The sequence below is a fragment of the Aliiroseovarius sp. ABM4_368 genome (genome assembly GCF_056161205.1).
Window position 1 is genome coordinate 54,197 of sequence record NZ_JBSWYR010000003.1, and the last position, 15,741, is coordinate 69,937.

Below are 15,741 nucleotides of genomic sequence, written 5' to 3' on the forward strand. Positions count from 1 at the left end.
AGAGGCGACCCACGGCACGTATGCGGAAGAAGGTGGAAATGGTGCCCCCACACGGACTCGAACCGCGGACCTACTGATTACAAATCAGTTGCTCTACCAGCTGAGCTATAGGGGCACTCGGGCACGATCTAATTGCTTCTTTCGGAAGGTGCAAGCAAAATTCAACGGCGGCTGGCGCGGGCCATCAGGGCGACGGCGCAGAGGCCAACGGCGATGACCATAAGCGCAGGTGGGGCAGCTTGGCCCAGCTGTTCCAAGGATGCCTGTTCATAGACGCGCGTGGCCAAAGTGCCGTAGTTAAATGGACGCAAAAGCAGGGTTGCCGGAAGCTCTTTCACGCTGTCGACAAAGACCAGCAAAAGCGCGGTGCCGACGGACCCACGGATCAGGGGGAAATAGACTTCGGACAGGGCGCCACGGGCTGAGCGGCCCAAAGATCGCGCAGCCATTGGGATGTTGGGCGAGACACGCTCGATCGCGGCATCGGTGGCACCTTGCGCGATGGCAAAGAAGCGCACGCAATAGGCATAGATCACGGCAAAGGCGGTGCCGGTCATGACCAGGCCAGGATCCCAGCCAGTCAATGCCAGAACGCCATCCGCCATCGTGTTGTCTGCGGCGGCCACAGGGATCAGAATTCCGATGCCCAGCACGGCTCCGGGCGCGGCATAACCAATCGTGGTCACGGGCATCAATTTGCGCGCCAATGCGCTGCCGGACAGGCGCACCCCATAAACCAAAAACAGCGCACCCATAACGGTCACAAGTGCGGCCACCGATCCGACCGTCAGCGTGTGCAGCAAGGCCGAGAACAGCCCATTCGACAGCCAGTATTCCGGTTTTGACAGCGCGTGCGAAAACAGCACCGCAACGGGCAATACGAAGCCGATGACAAAGGGCATGGCGCAAAGCACCAAGGCGGCAAGCCCGGGCAAACGGCCAAGGCGGCGCGGTTCCACGGGGCGGCTTTGGCGGGACATACGATAGAAACGGCTGCGGGAACGTCCGAGTTTTTCAAGCGCGGCAAGGATGAAGACGAAACCCAGAATGACCAGCGCGATTTGCGCCGCACCGCCCGCGTTGTGGCTTTCCAGCCAGACGGTAAAAATGCCGGTGGTCAGGGTCTGCACAGCGAAATAGTCAACGACACCGAAGTCGGACACGGTCTCCATCATCACGATGGCGACGCCAGCGGCGATGGCGGGGCGCGCCAACGGCAGGCCCACGCGCCAGAAGCGGGCAAAGGGTCCGGCGCCCAGAGCACGGGCGACCTCATAGGCGTCGGCGGATTGTTCGCGAAAGGCTGCGCGGGCCAGCAGGAACACATAGGGGTTTAAGGCCGCAGTAAGCACAACAATCGCGGCCCAGCGCGAGCGGATCTCGGGGAACCAATAGTCGCGTGCGCTTTCCCAGCCGAACACAGATCTTAGACCGGTTTGAAGCGGTCCCGCGTATTCAAGAAAGTCCACCAGAGCATAAGCCCCGACATAGGCCGGGATCGCCAAAGGCGTCAGCAACAGCCATTCCAACCAGCGCGCGCCGGGAAAGCGATACATGGTGATCAGCCACGCCGCCCCGGTCCCGACAGCGGCCGACAAAACCCCAACGGACAGCGAAATGATCAGCGTATTGCTGACATAGCGCGGCAGGGTCGTCGCCATCAGATGTGGCCACGCATTTTCTTCGGGCGTAAGGGCCAGCCAAAGGATCGAGACAATCGGCATCAACACCAGCGCGGCAATCAAAATCGCCCCGGCAGACCAAACATTTAGCCAATGCCAAGCGCCTATCGTGGCACCTATCCGAGTCTTTTGCTCAACCATGGTTCGGCTTTAACCTGAAATTAGTTTAACTGTCCAGAAATCCTCAGTATGTTTCACTGTGGCAGGGCAGCAAAACACAGGCGGCACATGAATATCGCGATCCACCTCGGCGCACATTGCACGGACGATGACCTTCTGACGAAATCGCTTCTGAAGAACGCAAATCAGCTGTTCGCGGAAGGGGTCGCAGTACCCGGCCCCACGCGGTATCGGGGGCTGTTGGGTCAGATCATGGTCAAGCTGAAAGGCAGCGTTGCCAGTACCGACACGCAAGACATGCTGATTGACGAGCTGATTGACTCGAACGAGGTTGAGCGCATCATCCTTGGGCATCAGCATTCTTTGGGCGTCCACCACCGTGCAATCGAAGGCGGACATCTTTATCCGTTGGCCGCGCGCAATACGTCATGGATGCGCAACGTTTTTCCTGATCACGAGGTCAGCTTTTTTATCGGCATCAGTAATATCGCGAATTTCATGCCGGATCTTGCGTCCCACCTGAACGATGAAAAACGCGCGGTGATGTTGGGGGCAGCAAACCCACGTGATCTTTATTGGGCGGACGTGATCGAAGCCATTCGCGAAGCAAACCCGGACACGCCGATCACCGTGTGGTGCAACGAAGATACGCCGCTAATCTGGCCAGATGTGATGCACAAAATCGCGGGGTTGGACGATCCTATCAAGCTGGAGCGGGGAAGTCTGGATGTGTTTGAACAGATCACCAAGCCGGACGGCATGACACGGTTGCGGACCTATCTGCGGGAAAACCCCTTCCAGTCCGAACTTCACCGACGCCGTATTCTGGCGGCGTTCCTTGATAAATTCGCCAAAGACGGCATGGTCGAGCACGAGATTGGCCTGCCCGGATGGACGCAGGATCTGGTCGACGAACTGACCGAGAACTATGAGCATGATCTGAAAGACATCGCGAACATTCCCGGCGTCACTGTGCTGAGCGCATAAAAAAGGGCCCCGCGGGGCCCCTTTCAGTCAATTGCCTGTTGGGCTTACATGCCCAAGGCTTCCTTATACATGTCCAGCACGGCTTCTTCCTCGGCTATGTCATTGGCGTCGCGCTTGCGCAGCGCAATCACCTTGCGCATGACCTTGGTGTCGTACCCACGGCCTTTCGCTTCGGCCATGACCTCTTTCTGCTGGTCCGCAATGTCCTTTTTCTCCATGTCCAAACGCTCGATGCGTTCAATGAACTGGCGAAGTTCGTCTGCGGTGACACGATAGCTGCTTTGGGTCTGATGATCGTCCATGGGGGCCTCTTACCTGTGATGATTGCCCGCGGATGGTGACAGGCGTTGTTGAAACCCGATTTAGCCCGACAGTTGAGCGCCTTCAAGACCTGAGAGGGCTTGCACAGCGGCATCCCGCGCGGTAGGCGCAAGGAAACCAAGAAGGAGACCACCATGGACTGGCTGATCATCATAGGTGCAATCATGTCTGTTATCGGCCTGATCGGGCTGGTCGCCAGTGCGCTGAAGGTCATGAAAGCCAAGCGCGAAGGGTTGGAAGACGCCCAGTTGCGCGCACGCATTCAAAAGGCGATGGCGCTGAACATGGGCGCACTTGGCCTGTCGGTACTGGGCCTAATGTGCGTAATTCTTGGCGTGTCGCTGGGCTGAGATCGCAAGGGGACTGTGCGTCCCCTGCATTTCAAACCACGCGTTCACATATCGCCAAATTTGCGACCATTCTTAATCAGTTCATCGAACAAGGGCGACGGCGCCCAGAAACGCGGCTCTTCCGCCCGCCAACTGGTCAGCGCGGTCTTCACAGTAAGAAGGCCAACCTGATCCGCCGCCATCATCGGGCCACCCCGATACCGCGGGAAGCCATAGCCATACAGCAACACGACATCCACATCAGACGGGCGCAAGGCGACCCCTTCTGACACCAGACGCGCGCCCTCGTTCGCCATGGCATACAGGCAGCGATCCTGAATCTCCTGCTGCGAGAAGGTGCGCGGAGTAATCCCTTGGATGCGGCGTTCTTCTTCGATTATGGCCAGCACCTCCGGGTTCTCGACCGGTCCGCCCTCTTGATCATGGATGTAGTATCCACGCCCGGATTTCTGACCAAACCAACCCTTTTCGCAGATCTTATCGCCGATCGAGACATAACGATCTTCCGGCGCGCGTGTCGCAGCAAGACGTTTGCGCCGCGCCCACGAGATGTCCAACCCAGCCATATCCAAAACCTGATAAGGCCCGATGGGGAAGCCATAAGCGCGCATCGCAGCATCGATCTGCGCGGGCGTCGCGCCATCTTCCAGCATGAAATCCGCCGCCAGACGATAAGCCGCCAAAACGCGGTTCCCGATAAACCCATCGGCCACCCCGGCGCGCACCGGCACTTTGCGCAGCTTGCGGGCCAGATCAAAGCCCGTTGCCACGACGTTCGGATCAGTCTTCTTTCCGACCACAATTTCCAGCAGTTTCATGATATGCGCGGGCGAGAAAAAGTGATACCCGACCACATCCTGCGGGCGCGAGATCGTCGTCGCCAGCGCGTCGATATCCAGATAAGACGTGTTGGTCGCTAGAATACCACCGGGCTTCATCACCTCGTTCAGTTGGGCAAACACGCCCCGCTTTACGTCCTCGTCTTCAAAAACAGCCTCGATAATCAGATCGACCTTGGCCAATTCCTGCATGTCGGTGGTGCCGTTAAGACGCGACAGACGCTCTTCGCCCTTGGCGGCCGTGATGCGCCCCTTGGCGGCCGATTTGTCATAGTTTTTAACGATGCGCCGAACGCCACGCTCTAACCCTTCCTGATCGCGCTCGACCAGAACGACCGGAAATCCTGCATCCAGACAAGCGATTGCGATGCCAGATCCCATGGTCCCTGCCCCGACCACGCCAATCGAGTTGACCTTGCGCAGGGTAGCGCCCTTCAGCTCGGGCACTTTCGCGGCGCGGCGTTCGGCGAAGAAGGCATGGCGCATGGCAGTTGCTTCCGGGCCGGTCTCGCAATCATCAAACGCGGCGCGCTCCATGGCGATTCCAGCCTCGAAGGGCAGGATATGAGCCGCCTCGACACAATCAATGATCCGCGCGACCGATGGCTGGGGGTCGTTTTTCATCTTGTCCCGGCGGGTGGCGATGGCGTTGGCAAAGCCAACGTGATCCTGCAAGCCTTCGGTCCGATCGCGGGTCGGGCGGGTTTTGCCGCCGTTTGCAAGAACTTGTTGCGCCATCTCGATGGCCGCTTTGACGAGATCCGCATCGGCGATCTGGTCAATTAATCCCAAATCAAACGCCTTGGGCGCGGAAAGGGGTTTGCCGGTCAACATCAGGTCCAAAGCGACCTCTGCCCCTACGATCCGAGGCACTCTCTGCGTGCCGCCCCCACCGGGCAGCACACCCAGTTTCACCTCGGGCAGGCCCAGCTTGGCGCTGTGTAGAACGATGCGGTAATGGCAAGCCAGCGCCAACTCGAACCCACCGCCTAGCGCGTTGCCATGCACAGCCGCGACAGTCGGTTTCGGGCTTGTTTCAAGAAGATTGCAAACACTGGAAAGGATCGGTGCTGCGCGCGGGTGTCCGAATTCACGCACGTCAGCACCGGCTGGGAAGGTCCGCCCGTCTGCTGCCAACACAATCGCCTTCACGGCATCGTCCGAGATCGCTGCCTTTATCTGGTCGCTCAGTCCTGTCCGAACCGCATGGCTTAGGGCATTCACCGGCGGGTTATCAATGGTGATGACAGCGACAGAGTTCTCGACGCGCAGGGTGACAGGCTCGGACATGGTTCCTCCGTGATCAGTTGCCTTCAAGGGGCAGATCAAAGGCGTCCTTGTCAATGGGTCTTGAGGCTCTCGCCACAACTTTCCCGACCAATCGGTCGGACTTACCACAATTCAAGGCGCATGCCCGCCTGTCAGATCGGCAAGTTATCGAACAGATCGTCCGCGTCGTCGTCTTCCAACCTGTCCTCGAAGTTGCGAATACCTTCTGGCACCGGCAAGCCCAGCGTCTCCAGCTCGGCAATCTTTTCGCGCAATTGCTCTTGCAATACGTGACGGTCGTCGGGCCGTTTCGCGATTTCGTCCAAGATCAAGCTGATCGAGGCTTTCAGTTCTTCAAACGCCATGGTGTCCTCCCATTTCTGTCTATCTGTCGGCAAGACCTTCGGCCCGCCGGGTTACCGCCCCCTATTTGATGGCCATTGTTATCAAACGTGTTTGCTTGCGCAGTCGCGGCAGAACGGGGTGTGCGGCAGAACGTCCAGTCGTTCGGGCGAAATCTCGTTTCCGCACTCGACACAATACCCGAACTCACCTTCGTCCATCCGGGCAAAAGCGGCCTTGATCTGCGAAATCTCGGTCTGGCCAGAGTTGCCCAACCCTTCCAGAACCTCGTCTTCTTCACGCTCGACGGCCAGTTCTTCCCAGTCTTTCGACTGATGGCTGTCCAGTTCATCTTCAATCTCGTGAAGGCGCTTGTCCAGTTCGTTCATGCGCGCGTTCAGAATTTCGCGATACCTGTTCACATCTACCATAGTGTTCTCCTTTGGCACGATTTTGAAGCGTGACAACGAGCGCTGCATTGATACAGGTCAAGCAAATCCAGGCTTTACGGGTCCGGAAGATCGGCTGGTGTACTTGCCGGCTCCGGGCCCGGAGAAGGCGTTGGCTTGGCTGGCGATGCGGGTGTTAAACTGGGGACTGGGCTGATATCCATCGGTGCGGCGGGTCCAATGCGCAACGCCCGCTGACCCCGCAGTTGGCCCAGCTGGCATGTGGTCGCAACGCCCCCTTCAAGGTCCAACAGATCGACCTGGCCGACTGCGTGCAGCGGCACCGGGATCACCATCCCAACCTCCAGCTTCGCGACATCACTTACCGGCAGATGCACCTGATGCAGCACGGCACGCAGTTCGGCCTGGCAAGTCATCGCCACATCGGCGATGGTTTGGCCGTTCGCATCATGGCCCGCGTCTTGGTTGGGCTTTGCGGGCGGCTGGTGCGGCAAGATCAGCGTCATAGCGCCATGTTTCGCCCCGCCCGCAAGGTCCAGCTCGGCCCGGAAAGTGCGATAGATCACATTTTCAAGCGTCAATGGGATCACTTGTGGATCCATGAACGGCATCGCATAGCGAAAACCGGTCACACGGGGCGCGATGTCCAAACCGGCCTCTTGCACCTCGACCTCGAAACACTCCAGCGTGTGATCTACGAAGTCTGCGCAGATCGCTGCATCTGTGCGCGAAGGCGCACGTTCTGGCCCCGCACCTTGTGATACTTTGCCAATGGTCAGCGCTTCGACCAAGCCCGCCATCAGCAACGGGTCCAGAATAATCATGCCAAACGCACTGTCTGGCCCTTCCACCAGACACAGCAATGCCTGATCCGGAAGATCGCCCAGCACCCCATCCAGCACTGCCTTATCTTCGATAACGGATTGCGCCGCGATAGGGATCCCGGCCACGTCCTGTCCGGCCCGCCGCATGGCATTCCCCAACGCACCCGTCGCGGTCAGTGGGCTTATCCCCGAAGGTGGTCGCCCTGCCCCGGCTTTGCGTTGCAACACGCTGAGTATGTCTGGATCGGCCATGTCTGTTCCAAGCGATAGATCGCCCCGACACTGCCAAGACAAGGTTTATAAATGATTGACGCGCGCGCGGGTCTCGTACGGAATTCCCGACGGGCTGCTGACCGGAAGGGTCACGCGAAACGCGCCGCCGCTTTGGCCGGGCAGATAGGTGATATCGCCGCCAAGTTTGTCCATGATCTCGCGACAGATGGCCAGCCCCAGACCCGCACCGCCGGCAGCCGCCTGATCTGACAGGCGCGAGAACTTCTCGAAGATCATCGACTGGCTTTCCAAAGGCACACCGCTGCCATTGTCGACGAAATCCACCTGCACCTGCCCACCGCGCTGGCGCACCCGGATCGCCAGCCGTTTGCCATTGGCATCACAGTATTTCGCGGCATTCGAAATCAAGTTGATAAACACCTGCGCCAACCGGTCCGTATCGGTGTAAAGCGCGACCCCTTCGTCCGACCGATTGCGGTGGACATGCATCTCTTCTTGGTCAATGACCGAGCTTGTGGCCGCCACCGCACGGTCCAGAACCGCGCGCATGTCCTCGCGCTTGGGATAGAGTTGCACTTGCCCGTTTTCCAGCACGCTGAGGTCCAGAAGATCGTCCAGAAGCCGTGTCAAACGCACGCTTTCGTCATGGATGATCGAGGCATGGCGGGCGGCGGCCTCGGGATCATCCGCGCCACCGTCCCTCAGGATCTCGGAAAACGCCCGGATCGAGGTCATGGGCGTGCGCAATTCGTGGCTGATCTGGCTGAGGAATGCATCCTTTTGAATCGACAGCTGGGTCAGTTTCTCGTTCACCTCGGACAGCTGGCGGGCGGTTGTGGTCAGCTCGCGCTGTTTGGCCTCCATCAGCGAGGTCTGCTCGAGCATTTGCTGAGTTTCATCTGCCACGGCCAACAGATCATCCACGGATACCGTCGCCCCGCCAAGGATCTGCGCGATCATGGCATGGGCTGTGGCGGATCCCACTAGCCCCGACAACTCGCGTTCCAGCCGCCCGATGAAATCCGGTGTCGTATCCGGCAGATAGCCCTGTTTCCCCTGCTGTTCCGCCTGCGCTTGAAACCACGACTGCGCTTGATCCGCCCCCATAATTTGCTGCGCCATTACCAGCAGGTCTTCCGCGGTGGCAGCGCTGAAACTGGCGCCGCGCGACGGGCCCGAATGGTCCAGAACATTCACGAATTGCGCCGCTTGCAGACGTTCCATCGGGCTGGGGAAGGACAGAAGCGAGATCAAGATGAAAACGGCGCAATTCAGGATCAGAGACCAAAACACCGCATGCACCACCGGGTCCAACCCGTCTACGCCAAACAAGGATTGCGGACGCAATGCCGCGATCCCCCAAGGGCCATGCGCCAGCATTGAGGCGCTCATCACGCCGGCCTCGCCGAAGCTGGGCAGGAACAGCGTATAGGCCCAGATCGCAAACCCCGTTATCAGCCCGGCAACCGCTCCGCTGCGCGAAGCCCCGCGCCAAAACAGCCCCCCTGCCATGGCAGGCAGCACCTGCGCCACCCCCGCAAACGAGATCAACCCGATAGCCGCCAGCGCGGCCCCCCCGCCCGACAGGCTGTAATAAAGATAGCCCAACGCAAGGATGCCAACGATGGACAGGCGGCGCGCGGACAGAAGAATCTGGCGGGCATCGCGATATTCAGATGCGCCGCCCCCAAGTCGCGTCGACAGCCAAATCGGCATGATGATGTGGTTCGATACCATCGTCGCCAGCGCGATCGAGGCGACAATCACCATCGAAGTGGCCGAGCTGAAGCCGCCAAGGAAAGACAGCATCGCCAGCCCGTCGCGCTCGAAATACAAGGGCAAGGTCAGGACGAACAGGTCCGGGTTTTCGCCTTCCGGCAACAAAGCCAGTCCGACCACGGCAATGGGGATGACGAAGAGGCTCATCAAAAACACATAAAGCGGGAAGGCCCAAGACGCCGTCGCCAATTGGCGTTCGTCCACGTTTTCGACCACCAAAACCTGAAACATGCGCGGCAGAGTCAGGAAGGCGGCGGCGGACAGGAATGTCAGGCCGACCCATCGCCCGCCCTGCAGCTCCCACGCACCTTCGGGGGCGGCTTGAATGGCGTCCTTCATCGCGGCTGCGATACCCTGTTGCCCGCCACCGACGCCCCAGACCACGAAGATCCCGACGGCCAACAGCGCGACCAGCTTGACGACGGCCTCAACCGCGATGGCGGTGACGACGCCGTGGTGGCGTTCATTCACATCAAGGTTGCGGGTGCCAAAAAGGATGGTGAAAAGCGCCAGCCCTCCGGCCACCCAAATGGCGGTTTGATCCAGATCCGGCACGGCCCAGCCGGCGGACCGGTCGCGGGCAAAGACGGCAAAGGACAGGGTCACCGACTGCAATTGAAGGGCGATATAGGGCGTGGTGCCGATCACCGCGATCAGCGTGACAAGCACCCCCAAGAGGTTCGACTTGCCATAGCGAGACGACACAAGGTCAGCGATCGAGGTGACACGCTGGCTGCGACCGACCCGCACCAGTTTGCGCAAAAACCACCACCAGCCGATCATCACCAGCGTCGGACCCAGATAGATGGTGACGAATTCCAGCCCCGACCGCGCCGCGTACCCCACTGCGCCATAAAAGGTCCACGCGGTACAATAGACCGAAAGCGACAGCGTATAGATCATGGGCGAGCTTAAGAAGCGCACCTTGCTGCGCCGCGCGCGTTTGTCCGCGACAAAGGCCACAAGGAACAGCATGAACACATACATGAAACAAACGCCGACCAGAGTATTGAAGGTCAGCATCAATCGCGCCCTGCCGCGTCGTCGGATTTCGCAAGCGGTTCAAATCGGGCGCCCCTTGGCGCTTGCCCGCCGCGCCCCAAATGGCGCGCAAGGAACATCGCCGCCACGATCAACCCGAACCATACGGAAAAGACATAGGCAAGGCGGATCGAGCCGATCGCTCCGCCGACCATCAAAGGCAACAAAAACAGGATTACGCCCAGCAAGGGCAACAGCCGCGCGGCGTCCTCGATCCGGCGCCGGCGATAACTTTGGCGGGCAAGAAACAAAGGTTCACGCGGAGACCTCATGCCTCTATCACCCCCCGACCAGCTCGCGCAGATTGCTGAGCATTTCTGTGTTCGAGAAAGGTTTGGTCATGAACCGGTTCACACCCAAGCGCTCGGCCAATTCGCGGTCCGTTTTCTGTCCCTTTGCGGTCAGCATCAGAACCGGCAACGCGCGGGTGTCGTCAGAACTGCGCAGGTCTTGCAGAATGTCATAGCCCGACTTGCCGGGCAGCATCACGTCAAGGATCAATACATCAGGCTGGACGTCATTTACCGCCTGCACCGCCGTGGTTCCGTTGTCATGGGTCGATACGTTCCAGCCGTCGCGGCTTAGGATAAAGCTGATGGCCTCGGCGATGTTTGGTTCATCTTCGATAACCAGCACCTGTTTTGTCATGAAACCCTCCCCCTGGCCGCAGTTGTCCCGCAGCCTTCAGCAACTATTGCCAAGAAACCCGCCGCGATCAAGCGAAACACGGAAGAATTCAACCTCTGGCTAAAGCCTTAGAACGTTATCCCGCAGACAGGATCGTCGCCTCGCGCCGTGCCGCACAATCGGGAAGCGGGCAGACACGGCAGGCCGACCCGACATCCACCGGCGTGGCGCGCGCCAAGGCCTCGCCATCCAATGCGTCGTCCAGCTCGCGTACCAGCATGAAGGCTTCAAGCGCTGGTGGCTGGTCGAAGGACAGCGCATCGCGTTGCACGCAAATGGCCTGACACACATGCCGACGCCGTGCCCCACCCGGCTGGCGCACCACGGCACGGATCGGACGTTCGGGCTGCGAGAGCGCTTGAAACAACGGCCAATAGGGGCAAGCCGCGCCAAAACGCGGCAGCGCGAAACCTGGCACGGTTTTGCGCAACACCAAAGCCCCTGCCCCATCGCAGCTGATCACACCAGCAGACGCGCCGTCTTTCGTCGAGGGCACAAAAGCGATCCGGCGCATGACCGACGGTAAGGGCTGTTTAAACGTACGCGCCAAGGCGACGGGATCCCAACCATGCGCCTCGCGCGCGGTTTGAAATTCTTGCATTGGCATCGCTTCAGCGTCAGTCACATATTGCAGCAGAAACTGGCGCGCCATGTCCTGCGCCTCGCGCGAAGTCAAGGCGGCGCTGTCGGAAATCACCGCAGCAACGGCCTGATCACGCGACTGTTCCTGCCATGCGGCCGGGTGTTCCAAGTCGGGAAAATAGTGGTCGTGCAATTCAAGAAAGGTGGCGAGTTCCTCGGCGGGGCCGATGGGGACGACCTCTTCGCTGGCACCCGCGTCCAGAAACTCGACCAAGCCTTGCGCAGCACCCGAAAGTCGCATCCCCTCGTTGCGCATGTTGCGCAAGAAACGGTCCTGCCATTCCTGATCGACCTCGCCCCCGCCCGATAAAATGGCCGCCGTCGACCGGATCGCCGTCACCGCCGAGATCACCTCGTGCAGGGACGCGGCAAGTTCCGGGTCATGGGTCAGCCGATCGGACAGCGCTTCGACCATCTGCTCCAACTCTTGAATCCGCTGGTTTTGCGCCATGACCAACGACGCCCAGCCGGGAAAGCGACCGGCGAAATCCTCGGACCGGTCCAATTCGGCCTGTGCCTGCGGCAACCGCTTATCCGCTTCGCTGAGTGCGCCCAGAAGTTCGGCCTCGGCCCCTTCGGCCAGTACAGCCGGATCGGTCTTCAACGCCTTGCCGATTGCGTCCACCAAATCCTCGCCAACGCGACGGCGGTTATGTTCGATCAGGTTTAGATAAGCTGCCGAGATCCCAACCGCCTTGGCCAAGGCCGCCTGCTTCATCCCCATAACAAGCCTGCGTTCGCGAATTCGACTTCCGGTTAGTCTGGAATGCGGCATAGGGGACTGCTTTCTTTGGGGTGGGCTTTCTTGGCGTTTTCAAACCGATCAGTAAGCGGCAGGTGCAGTTTACAAAAAGATTTCGCTTTTATAACCTGTTACCAAATTTTTTTCAAAGCCGCCCCTAAGGGAAAGCACAAATTAACAAGCACTGTAGCTCCGCGCCCCGTCGCTGCACACTCGTATTGGCGAAATCCCGCCGGGTTCAGCCATGAATGCGCTGATAAGTTTCCTTGACCTGTAAATCGCCTAGAAAGAGTATGAAAACAGCCTTTCATCCAGGAGGATAACATGAAGAAATCCGTATTGACCCTTGCCTGTGTGGCATCTCTGGCGCTGAGCGCTTGCATGAGCCGCCCGCTGACCGATCAGGAAAAAACCATCGCTGGTGGTCTGGCTGGGATCGGCGCTGGCCTGATCACGGCAAACGCCATCGGCGCCAACAAGAACTGGACCGTTCTGACGACTTTGGCTGGTGCAGCTGCTGGTATCATGGTGGCCCGCAACAACCACACCAACATGTGCGCCTATTCGAACGGCGACGGCACCTACCGTCAGGCACCCTGCCCGGTCTGATTCAGACAGGTTACAAAGCAAAAAGGCGCGCCCGAAACGGCGCGCCTTTCTTTATGTGTAGAGCGTTTACGTGCACAGTTTGCGAAGCTCGGTTTTCAGCACTTTCCCATAGTTATTCTTGGGCAGCTCAGACACTACGAAATAGGCTTTGGGCCGCTTGAAACGCGCGATATTGGCCAGACAATGTGCATCCAGCGCGGCTTCATCGAGCACCGCACCCTCGGCCAACACGACGAAGGCCACAACATCCTCGCCCCACTCGGCGCTGGGGCGCCCAACTGCGCTGACCTCGTACACATCTGAATGGGTCAACAGCGCTTCTTCCACCTCGCGCGGGTAGATATTCGTCCCACCCGAGATGATCACGTCCTTCGACCGGTCGCGCATGGTCAAATAGCCGTCCTCGTCCAGAAATCCCATATCTCCGGTCATCAACCAGCCATCCACCAGCGTTTTCGCGGTGGCTTCGGGATTATTCCAATAGCCCGGCATAACGGGCGTACCACGCACCATGATTTCGCCGACTTCACCGGGGGGCAAGAGCTGCCCGGCTTCGTCCCCGATCCGAACCTCGACCACACTTTGTGCCCGCCCAACTGAAGCGAGACGTTCGCGCCATCGCGGATGCGTGCGATCGGCCACATCGTCGCGCGACAGGGCGGTAATCGCCATCGGGCATTCGCCCTGCCCATAAATCTGGACGAACCGCGGTCCGAACCAATCAACCGCATCCTCAATATCGGCCAGATACATCGGACCTCCGCCATAGACGATGGTTTTGATCCCCTCACCCCGCCTTCCCGCTGCCTTGGCAATATCGGTAAACCGCCGCACCATCGTCGGGGCCATGAACATCTGAAGTGGGCCTTGGGATTCGGCCACGTCCAAGAGCTCGATCTCGTCGAACCCGCCCGAAGCGGGGGTGATATGCCGCGCCCCTCGGGCCACGTGGATGGGGGCATATATGCCCGCGCCGTGGCTCATCGGCGCCATGTAGAACACCGCATCATCTGGCGAAACTTCGTCGCAATCCAACAAATAAGACAGCGATGTGGAGCGGATCATCCCGTGGCTGATGTAAACGCCCTTAGGCTGCCCGGTGGTGCCCGAGGTATAGAACAACCACGCCAAATCCGTGTCCGCGCGTGTCGCAACCGGCAGCGGGGCGTGATCGCACAGCGCAGTGAACTCGTCATGCTCGACATGGATCAACGGAACATCCGTCACCTCGGCCAACCCCCTTGCCAGATCATCCGTCGCAAGGATCAGCTTCGCGCCCGAATTCTTAATGATGAACATGGCCTCTTTCGGGTGAAGCTTGGCATTAATCGGCACCACCGCCGCGCCAAGTCCCCAAACACCGTAAAAGCCCAGAAGATATTCAGGGCAGTTTTTCATGAACAGCGCCACCCGGTCCCCGGGCCCTATGCCGCGCGCCGCAAGTCCAGCGGCAAGTCCCTGTGCAGCCCGAAAAAACTGGCCATAGGTGAAGACCTGATCGGGTCCACGAAGAACCGCTGGCCGGTCGCCATGCACTTGCGCCGTACGCTCAAGCCAATGTGCCAGATTCATGAGACCTCCCTTTCACCATGATCGACCATACAACTATCGGCAGATAACCCCCTCCCGCACAAGCCCCGTAAAACTACGCAACTGTTTGTAATATCGTGAAACCTTTGGCAGGATAGGGTCATGACGCAGATGGATCTTGCCTTCATGAACGCGCCCACGGGGCTTGCGCTGACCGAAAACAGGATCGTGCGCCAATGTAACCTGCGCTTTGCCGAGATCTTCGGGGCCGAGGTCGACAGCTTTCGCGATATGCCACTGGAACGGTTGTACCCGTCCCTGAAAGACTATGAAAAAGTGGCGCGCGTGGGTGGCGACATCCTGCGGGAAACCGGGCGCTATGAAGACGAACGCATCATGCGCCGTCTGGATGGCGAAATGTTTTGGTGTCGGGTCCGCGGCACCAGCCTGACGCCCGATGACCCCTTTCGGCAAGGGGTCTGGAGCTTCTCGGATCTGTCCGCCGAACGCCCCGTGGTCGAGCTGACACCGCGCGAACGCGATGTGGCGATCCTGACCTGTCAGGGCAAAACGTCTAAGGAAATTGGCCTGACGTTGGGGCTTAGCTATCGCACGGTCGAAGCGCATCGTGCGCGTCTGTTGCAGAAGTTTGGTGCCCGCAAACTGCCCGAGCTTGTGGCGAAATTCTCGGGCATGCCGATTTAAGACACAACAAGGCTGCGTTAACCTTGGTGAACACTTCCTAAGAATTTTAAGCCTTTGGAAACTTTTGGCCGGTTACGTTTTCAAATGGTGGGGGCTCCGCAGATAACGGAGCTTAAAATGGAATTTACATTACCGTCCTCATTGGGGGCGCAAGCCACATTGATGGCGCAAAGACCGACGCGACCGGCCCCTGACCCGAGCCGCGTCGAAAAATCGCCCGCTGCTGGCGAAGCCCGCGCGGATTCGCACAACGCTCGGTCACATGGCGACGCGCAAAACCTGAACAAGAATGGCAGGCGCGACACTGTTGCCCAGCCTCTGGATCCAGACCAACCCGTCGGCCCCCCCCCCACATTTCAGATGAATGTACTTGAGATGGAACGCGAGCTGCACCAACGTTTAGCGCAGATCGAGCTGGAACGGACTTTGTCGGAAGACCGAACACCCGCTTCTGTTAACGCATTAGAAGACGACAATAAGCCGGACGCACCCGCGATCCATCAGTCCAACGCGCAGACCCTGCCTGATAAACCCGATTTCCCCAAGGCGGTTCCGAAATCCTGACAAAATTCGGGCGAATTTCCAGTTTCGCCGCCCTTCTTGCTTTTCTCCCCTTACGTAGCGTCTT

Annotated in this window: 16 protein-coding genes and 1 tRNA gene; 5 read left to right on the plus strand and 12 right to left on the minus strand. The window is 59.2% G+C overall.

The features are described from left to right. Window positions 1–39: 39 nt before the first annotated feature. Window positions 40–115, minus strand: a tRNA-Thr gene (locus ACXAH3_RS09625). A 46-nt stretch (window positions 116–161) separates the two neighbouring features. Continuing rightward, the gene (locus ACXAH3_RS09630) at window positions 162–1,823 is read right to left on the minus strand and encodes an ABC transporter permease (RefSeq protein ID WP_474861870.1); all 1,662 of its coding nucleotides are present in this window, start codon (window positions 1,821–1,823) and stop codon (window positions 162–164) included. A gap of 87 nt (window positions 1,824–1,910) precedes the next feature. On the opposite strand from ACXAH3_RS09630, the gene ACXAH3_RS09635 reads away from it, so the two are divergent. After that, window positions 1,911–2,789 carry a hypothetical protein gene (locus ACXAH3_RS09635; protein WP_474861871.1) on the plus strand — a complete coding sequence of 293 codons (879 nt, stop codon included), beginning with the start codon at window positions 1,911–1,913 and terminating at the stop codon, window positions 2,787–2,789. Window positions 2,790–2,833: 44 nt separating this feature from the next. Here ACXAH3_RS09635 and ACXAH3_RS09640 read toward each other — a convergent pair whose 3' ends face one another. Then, window positions 2,834–3,091: a DUF2312 domain-containing protein gene (locus ACXAH3_RS09640; protein ID WP_247094318.1), complete on the minus strand. Its 258-nt coding sequence runs from the start codon at window positions 3,089–3,091 to the stop codon at window positions 2,834–2,836. Between the two features lie 153 nt (window positions 3,092–3,244). Between ACXAH3_RS09640 and ACXAH3_RS09645 the strand changes: the two genes are divergently transcribed. After that, a complete protein-coding gene (locus ACXAH3_RS09645; RefSeq protein ID WP_474861872.1) occupies window positions 3,245–3,460 on the plus strand; it encodes a hypothetical protein in 216 nt (71 codons plus the stop codon). Window positions 3,461–3,504: 44 nt separating this feature from the next. Here the strand turns inward: ACXAH3_RS09645 and ACXAH3_RS09650 are convergent, their stop codons facing one another. The 8 genes from ACXAH3_RS09650 to ACXAH3_RS09685 form a co-directional block, all read right to left on the minus strand. Then, the gene (locus tag ACXAH3_RS09650) at window positions 3,505–5,589 is read right to left on the minus strand and encodes a 3-hydroxyacyl-CoA dehydrogenase NAD-binding domain-containing protein (RefSeq protein WP_474861873.1); all 2,085 of its coding nucleotides are present in this window, start codon (window positions 5,587–5,589) and stop codon (window positions 3,505–3,507) included. A 131-nt stretch (window positions 5,590–5,720) separates the two neighbouring features. After that, on the minus strand, window positions 5,721–5,933 hold the full coding sequence (locus ACXAH3_RS09655; protein ID WP_474861874.1) for a hypothetical protein: 213 nt from the start codon (window positions 5,931–5,933) through the stop codon (window positions 5,721–5,723). An 81-nt stretch (window positions 5,934–6,014) separates the two neighbouring features. After that, on the minus strand, window positions 6,015–6,341 hold the full coding sequence (locus ACXAH3_RS09660) for a TraR/DksA family transcriptional regulator (protein ID WP_474861875.1): 327 nt from the start codon (window positions 6,339–6,341) through the stop codon (window positions 6,015–6,017). A gap of 74 nt (window positions 6,342–6,415) precedes the next feature. Then, window positions 6,416–7,396, minus strand: a complete 981-nt coding sequence (locus tag ACXAH3_RS09665; protein ID WP_474861876.1) for a FliM/FliN family flagellar motor switch protein — start codon at window positions 7,394–7,396, stop codon at window positions 6,416–6,418. A gap of 45 nt (window positions 7,397–7,441) precedes the next feature. Next, window positions 7,442–10,180, minus strand: coding sequence for an ATP-binding protein (locus ACXAH3_RS09670; RefSeq protein ID WP_474861877.1), 2,739 nt, complete (start codon window positions 10,178–10,180; stop codon window positions 7,442–7,444). Then, complete coding sequence (locus ACXAH3_RS09675) at window positions 10,180–10,470, minus strand: hypothetical protein (protein ID WP_474861878.1); 291 nt, start codon at window positions 10,468–10,470, stop codon at window positions 10,180–10,182. Before ACXAH3_RS09675 ends, ACXAH3_RS09670 begins: the two co-directional genes overlap by 1 nt. Before the next feature lie 7 nt (window positions 10,471–10,477). After that, window positions 10,478–10,846, minus strand: a complete 369-nt coding sequence (locus tag ACXAH3_RS09680; RefSeq protein ID WP_474861879.1) for a response regulator transcription factor — start codon at window positions 10,844–10,846, stop codon at window positions 10,478–10,480. A 115-nt stretch (window positions 10,847–10,961) separates the two neighbouring features. Next, window positions 10,962–12,302 carry a short-chain fatty acyl-CoA regulator family protein gene (locus ACXAH3_RS09685; RefSeq protein ID WP_474861880.1) on the minus strand — a complete coding sequence of 447 codons (1,341 nt, stop codon included), beginning with the start codon at window positions 12,300–12,302 and terminating at the stop codon, window positions 10,962–10,964. A 291-nt stretch (window positions 12,303–12,593) separates the two neighbouring features. Between ACXAH3_RS09685 and ACXAH3_RS09690 the strand changes: the two genes are divergently transcribed. Beyond that, window positions 12,594–12,878 carry a glucose-6-phosphate isomerase gene (locus tag ACXAH3_RS09690; protein WP_474861881.1) on the plus strand — a complete coding sequence of 95 codons (285 nt, stop codon included), beginning with the start codon at window positions 12,594–12,596 and terminating at the stop codon, window positions 12,876–12,878. A gap of 66 nt (window positions 12,879–12,944) precedes the next feature. Here ACXAH3_RS09690 and ACXAH3_RS09695 read toward each other — a convergent pair whose 3' ends face one another. After that, entirely contained in the window at window positions 12,945–14,450 is a 1,506-nt protein-coding gene (locus ACXAH3_RS09695; protein WP_474861882.1) for a class I adenylate-forming enzyme family protein, read from the minus strand. 120 nt (window positions 14,451–14,570) lie between these two features. Between ACXAH3_RS09695 and ACXAH3_RS09700 the strand changes: the two genes are divergently transcribed. Further along, window positions 14,571–15,113, plus strand: coding sequence for a LuxR C-terminal-related transcriptional regulator (locus ACXAH3_RS09700; RefSeq protein WP_474861883.1), 543 nt, complete (start codon window positions 14,571–14,573; stop codon window positions 15,111–15,113). 117 nt (window positions 15,114–15,230) lie between these two features. Then, window positions 15,231–15,677 (plus strand): hypothetical protein, encoded by a 447-nt coding sequence (locus tag ACXAH3_RS09705; RefSeq protein WP_474861884.1) that lies wholly within the window; start codon window positions 15,231–15,233, stop codon window positions 15,675–15,677. Window positions 15,678–15,741 lie beyond the last annotated feature (64 nt).

Excerpts from the sequence above, each read along its gene's own strand:
- ACXAH3_RS09705 (WP_474861884.1), top strand. The coding sequence starts at position 15,231 with ATGGAATTTACATTACCGTCCTCATTGGGGGCGCAAGCCACATTGATG.
- ACXAH3_RS09630 (WP_474861870.1), bottom strand. The coding sequence starts at position 1,823 with ATGGTTGAGCAAAAGACTCGGATAGGTGCCACGATAGGCGCTTGGCAT.
- ACXAH3_RS09670 (WP_474861877.1), bottom strand. The coding sequence starts at position 10,180 with ATGCTGACCTTCAATACTCTGGTCGGCGTTTGTTTCATGTATGTGTTC.
- ACXAH3_RS09635 (WP_474861871.1), top strand. The coding sequence starts at position 1,911 with ATGAATATCGCGATCCACCTCGGCGCACATTGCACGGACGATGACCTT.
- ACXAH3_RS09690 (WP_474861881.1), top strand. The coding sequence starts at position 12,594 with ATGAAGAAATCCGTATTGACCCTTGCCTGTGTGGCATCTCTGGCGCTG.
- ACXAH3_RS09655 (WP_474861874.1), bottom strand. The coding sequence starts at position 5,933 with ATGGCGTTTGAAGAACTGAAAGCCTCGATCAGCTTGATCTTGGACGAA.
- ACXAH3_RS09640 (WP_247094318.1), bottom strand. The coding sequence starts at position 3,091 with ATGGACGATCATCAGACCCAAAGCAGCTATCGTGTCACCGCAGACGAA.
- ACXAH3_RS09695 (WP_474861882.1), bottom strand. The coding sequence starts at position 14,450 with ATGAATCTGGCACATTGGCTTGAGCGTACGGCGCAAGTGCATGGCGAC.
- ACXAH3_RS09660 (WP_474861875.1), bottom strand. The coding sequence starts at position 6,341 with ATGGTAGATGTGAACAGGTATCGCGAAATTCTGAACGCGCGCATGAAC.
- ACXAH3_RS09650 (WP_474861873.1), bottom strand. The coding sequence starts at position 5,589 with ATGTCCGAGCCTGTCACCCTGCGCGTCGAGAACTCTGTCGCTGTCATC.
- ACXAH3_RS09675 (WP_474861878.1), bottom strand. The coding sequence starts at position 10,470 with ATGAGGTCTCCGCGTGAACCTTTGTTTCTTGCCCGCCAAAGTTATCGC.
- ACXAH3_RS09700 (WP_474861883.1), top strand. The coding sequence starts at position 14,571 with ATGACGCAGATGGATCTTGCCTTCATGAACGCGCCCACGGGGCTTGCG.
- ACXAH3_RS09680 (WP_474861879.1), bottom strand. The coding sequence starts at position 10,846 with ATGACAAAACAGGTGCTGGTTATCGAAGATGAACCAAACATCGCCGAG.
- ACXAH3_RS09665 (WP_474861876.1), bottom strand. The coding sequence starts at position 7,396 with ATGGCCGATCCAGACATACTCAGCGTGTTGCAACGCAAAGCCGGGGCA.
- ACXAH3_RS09685 (WP_474861880.1), bottom strand. The coding sequence starts at position 12,302 with ATGCCGCATTCCAGACTAACCGGAAGTCGAATTCGCGAACGCAGGCTT.
- ACXAH3_RS09645 (WP_474861872.1), top strand. The coding sequence starts at position 3,245 with ATGGACTGGCTGATCATCATAGGTGCAATCATGTCTGTTATCGGCCTG.